General features: G+C 43.7%; 3 protein-coding genes. 2 read left to right on the top strand and 1 reads right to left on the bottom strand.

What is annotated here, in order from left to right:
• Together HWQ58_RS29560 and HWQ58_RS29555 are read left to right on the top strand one after the other, a co-directional pair.
• Nucleotides 1–629, top strand: a 629-nt coding sequence (locus tag HWQ58_RS29560) for an AraC family transcriptional regulator (protein ID WP_292871013.1), incomplete at its 5' end; no start/stop codon positions are given.
• Nucleotides 630–778: 149 nt separating this feature from the next.
• Entirely contained in the window at nucleotides 779–3409 is a 2631-nt protein-coding gene (locus HWQ58_RS29555) for a TonB-dependent siderophore receptor (RefSeq protein ID WP_292871011.1), read from the top strand.
• 18 nt (nucleotides 3410–3427) lie between these two features.
• Here HWQ58_RS29555 and HWQ58_RS29550 read toward each other — a convergent pair whose 3' ends face one another.
• Nucleotides 3428–4573 (bottom strand): hypothetical protein, encoded by a 1146-nt coding sequence (locus HWQ58_RS29550; RefSeq protein ID WP_292871009.1) that lies wholly within the window; start codon nucleotides 4571–4573, stop codon nucleotides 3428–3430.
• Nucleotides 4574–5178 lie beyond the last annotated feature (605 nt).

Below are 5178 nucleotides of genomic sequence, written 5' to 3'. Positions count from 1 at the left end.
ATCAAAATATCAAAATTTATTGGAATGCTGATTTACTTTCTAGTTTCCAAAGCAGCTTTGATCAGTTGCCTGCTTTGCTCAAACAGTTGAAAGAAAATCCAATGAAACAGCGCTTCCATCAGCCGTTAGGAGTGACCACGCCGACAATGCAATTGCTGCTGAGACAAATATTGCAGTGTCCATTCCAAGAAACACTTAGACAAATGTATTTAGAAGCAAAGGTGTTGGAACTACTGGTACTTCAGATTGCCCAGTGGGGGGAAAATAATCAGGTATTACAGCGATCGCTATTTTTCCGTCCCGATGAAATTGAACGTTTACATCACGCTAAAGCTATTTTAAATCAAACGCTGCCGCATCCACCTTCTCTACTAGATCTAGCCAACCAGGTTGGACTTAATGACTTTAAGCTCAAGCGGGGATTTCGAGAAGTTTTTGGGACTACGGTGTTGGGATATGTGCTATCCCTGCGGCTAGAGCAAGCAAAGCAGCTTCTCATCAACACTAATCTCACGATTGCAGAAATTGCTTATCAAGTGGGATACGAAAGCAGCAGTCATTTTGGATATCTGTTTAAGCGGCAATTAGGCATGACTCCTAGAAACTATCGTAAGTATAAAGGTTTGTAGCAAAAAGTAGATCCCGATTCCAATAAAAAAAATCCGGTTTCAGATACATGCGATCACCCAAATTCTGTATTCTCATAAACAGAGTTATCTAAAAATAATTCTCAAGTAATCGACTCTGTTTTAAGAAGTACTATTAGGTGTGTGGAGTGATGAAACTGTTGCGTAGGCGTAGCCCGTCGTTGACATCGCTGTTTATTTCCTGTTTTTTTATTGCTGTGATTATACAACCAACTCAGGCAAAGGAAGTAACTGAAATTCATAGTCTACAGGAACTAAACCGTTCCGCAAGAACAGTCAAAGAATGGTTCGCTCAGATAGAACAACAAAATCCCCCCGATCAAGGAGGGAAACAGGAGAGTAAAGTTGTACAAGTTACCTCAGTGAAAGCAAATCCCACTGGTAAAGGAGTGGAGGTGATTTTACAAACTTCCATTGGGCAACAATTGCAAGTAGTGAATCGCAGTTTGGGCAATAACTTTATTGCTGATATTCCTAATGCCCAACTGCGTTTACCCAACGGTGACGCTTTTACATTTCGCTCTACTAAACCAATTGCAGGTGTTAGCGAAATAACGGTAACGAACTTTGATGCTACTACTATCCGGGTAAGTGTGACGGGTGAGGCGGGTGTACCGATTGTTGAGTTGTTTGACAGTCCAGATGAGGGTATTATCTTCTCTGTGGCTAGTTCTGCATCTTCTGCACAACAGCCGCAGCAACAGCCTCAAACGCAAAACCCCACCCCTCCGGGACAGAGTGAGGGGTCACAACAGACACAGCCTAGTCTTCCATCAACAGAGGGTGATGAACCGATTGAGCTGGTGGTGACGGGTGAGCAAGATGGATATACTGTGCCAGATGCAAGTACTGCAACTAAAACTGATACACCTTTACGTGATATTCCCCAGTCGATTCAGGTGATTCCCCAACAGGTGATCAGGGATCAAGGAATCACACGAATTACCGATGCGACTCGCAACGTTTCAGGCACAACGATCGCATCTGGCTACGGTAACCTGATCGGAGATGTCCGTGTTCGTGGCTTCTACAGTGGTTTCTTAAGAGATGGATTTGCCACTCAGCCTTTCTTCGTCGATGGCGGCAATATTGAACAAGTAGAGGTGCTAAAGGGGCCTGCTTCGGTGCTATACGGGGCATTAGAGCCAGGTGGAATCGTGAATTATGTCACCAAGAAACCCTTGAACACTCCTTTCTATGCAGTCGATTTAACTGCCGGGAGCTACGACTTTTACAAAAGTGCGATCGATTTGACTGGGCCCCTTAGCAATGACAAACGATTGCTCTACCGCTTGAATGTTTCCTATGAAAACTCCGGTAGCTACCGAGATTTCATTGACAATGATATCGTTTTTATCGCTCCCGTTGTCACCTATCAGGTTAGCGACTCAACCGACATCACCTTAGCCTATGAATATCTAAACGCGAAACTAGGGTTTGATCGCGGCTTGCGACCTGTCTCTGCCTTTTTAAAAGTGCCCATAAATCTGAATATCGGCGAACCTGATGATTTTCAAGACAACGAGGAGCATCGCCTCAATTTAACGCTGAATCATCGGTTTAATCAGAATCTACGCCTGAGAAGCGGCTTTCTCTACCTCTCTGAGAAGTACAACAGTCTTGTAACTCAACCCGGAGAACTGGACGCAGACGGTCGCACGTTGACAGGTCGAGAGTACTTTGGCGGTTCGACTGACGTTGACAACTATGCGTTGCAAACGGATTTGATTGGTGACTTCAAAACCGGTTCCATCGCCCATCAACTGCTGTTGGGGTTGGAATGGCGCAAAAGGTATCAGGCTGATCAGGGTATCGGTGGGGTTTATGAAGGGTCATTCGATATTTTAAATCCAGCCTATGGCTTACCACGCATAGCAAATCCCAATAGTTTCTTCGAGCAAACTACCACCACCACCGGCATTTACCTGCAAGATCAGGTGACATTGCTCCCAAATCTCAAATTACTAGCTGGCGGCAGATATGATTTTGTGGAATACAGTAGTGGGGACGGTCAATCCGCGCCGACTGAATTTTACGATAGTGCTTTTTCACCCCGCGTTGGCATTGTCTATCAACCGATTGAACCGATTTCGCTCTATGCCAGCTACAGTAGTTCTTTTGTTCCCAGTAATAATTCTAGAACTGCGAGTGGACAACCGCTAGAGCCTTCGCGCGGGACTCAGTATGAAGTAGGCATTAAAGCTGAACTTTTTGATAAACGATTGTCAGCCACGCTTGCAGCGTATGACATCAGCAAAACCAACATTCCGACTACAGACCCTGAGAATACCACTGGTAATGACGAATACTTTATCGCAGTTGGAGAAGTGAAAAGCCGAGGGATTGAACTGGATATTGCGGGGGAAATTTCACCAGGCTGGAGAGTTATTGCTTCTGGCTACTTAAATGATGCCTTTGTGAGCAAAGATAACCGTCTTCCCGAAGGTCGCCGCTTGACAAATGCACCAACTCAGGGAGCGAGTTTGTGGACAACCTATGAATTTCAAAAGGGTGACTTGAGAGGGTTGGGAATTGGGGCAGGGATGTTTTTTGTAGGCGATCGCACTGCCAACATCGACGATCCATTAACCCTTCCCTCTTATGTCAAAACCGACGCTTCTATCTCTTATAAACGCGATAATTGGCGGGCTGCGCTCAACTTTAAGAATATCTTCAATGTCAAATATTACGAATCAAACGACTATCTCACCTTCCCTCAACCACCATTTAGCGTACAGGGCACAATTTCAGTGACCTTTTGATCCCACCCTAACAGACAATTATGATTGTGCGCTAGCTACGATTTGATTCCAGGCTTTGACTGCTGTGTGTAAATTCTTTGGCAGGTTATTTTGAGAAATATCGTTGTACTGAACCGTACCTTCTTGGCTGGTGAGGGTGTAGGTGATATAATCAGCAGCACCACTGGGGGCTGGGTAACTCAAATTCCGAAATTGATTAAACTGAGAACGTTCTAGCGATCGCACAAATTGTTGTACCTGTTGCACAGAAACACGGCGAACACTACGTTCAGAATCATTAGCATCACCAATCCGCACGCGAATCAGTCTCCCATCTTTGAGTAAAACAGTCTCATAGGTTCTGCCGGCAAAACCCCCACTGGAGATTTGGCGAAATACTATATATCGATCTAACGGTGGTGGTAACTCACTAGCTGGAATTTGCACAGGCCCCAGTGTAGTTTCGTTAGCCTTTTGATTCAGCCTGAGTGCAGAACCTGTTTGATTGGTATGATAAACCAAAGTTTGGTCAACTGCACCCACAACCACCCGCCAGCCTGATACCAAAGCTTGGGTACAGAATTCATCAGCATTAGCTAATTCTAAACAGCTATCTCTCCAAGTTTGCTGTTGAGCCTCAATAATGCTTAACTGAGAAATTGGCTGTTGCAAACGTCTGGATGCGGCTTGTAAAACCACGTTTTTTACAGATGCAGGTAATTTATCTGGCAGATTTTCTGAGGGATTGTTTGCCGAAGCTAAACGTAGCGATCGCCCATTATTATTGGTATGATAAACCCAGTTTTCTTTGCTATTAGATACCACAATCCGCCAACCAGGAACTAAGGCTTGGGTGCAGAATTCATCAGCTTGAGGCAGTTCTAAGCAACCATTGCGCCAAGTATGTTGATTGTAGTCAATAATTTGCAGTTGTCTAGTAAAAATTCCCTGCCTGCGGGCTAAATCTCGCAATACTGCATTAGCTACTGGACGTGGCAAGCGGTTTGGTTTAATATTGTCTTTAAGAACTTCATTGCTTGTTTCTAGAGATAAATTCGCAGAAGCGCCCGTCGCACCTTTGACAAGTGTTAAACCGCTACCAACAGACAAAATACCAGTCAAAATCAAAGCAGTGAAAATTCGCGCTTGATTGGTGTTAAAGTAGTTTTTCAGCATAATTTTCATAGTAAAATAAAACAAAGAAATAGTATCCAGCCACGAATAGACAAAAAAGTATATAGCTGTTCTCAACCCAGTGATGTACAATTTTGACCTCTTTCCTAAAAGGAGAGAAGCTTTTAATTGTTCCCCCTTCCCGCTTCGGGAAGGGGGTTAGGGGGTTAGGTCTATTTGCATACTTGTATCCCACCTGATTAAAAATGCCTATATAACTCCAGAACTTCATCAGTCGGAATTAGTTTAGTATCTATGTTATCAGAGAGATATAAAGACAGACGTTGATGTATTGATTGTTTGTTCCTTATACAAATTCTGATAAAAATGCATTCAATCAAAACGCCCTATAGTTCTACAGCAATCAACTAAGAACTCAGAAGCCCAAGCTTCATTTAATAGCTGGATTGTGCAATTAACTCTAAATCCTGACTCCTCACTCCTGATATCATGTCCGGCTAATTAATTATAATTCCCTTTCTCTATGCAGAAAGCCCAAAAACCCTTCCCTCTGCACCTGGAGTCCCTCTGCGGTCTTAATGATAGGTCTTTAACCGGACAGATATGATATCATGTCCGGATAATCGCTTACGATAAAAGTAGTGAGTGCAAAGATG

Origin of the sequence: Nostoc sp. LPT, from assembly GCF_017115165.1 — a bacterium.
In the GTDB taxonomy this organism is placed as follows: domain Bacteria; phylum Cyanobacteriota; class Cyanobacteriia; order Cyanobacteriales; family Nostocaceae; genus Nostoc.
This window is presented reverse-complemented; position numbering and strand designations above follow the sequence as displayed.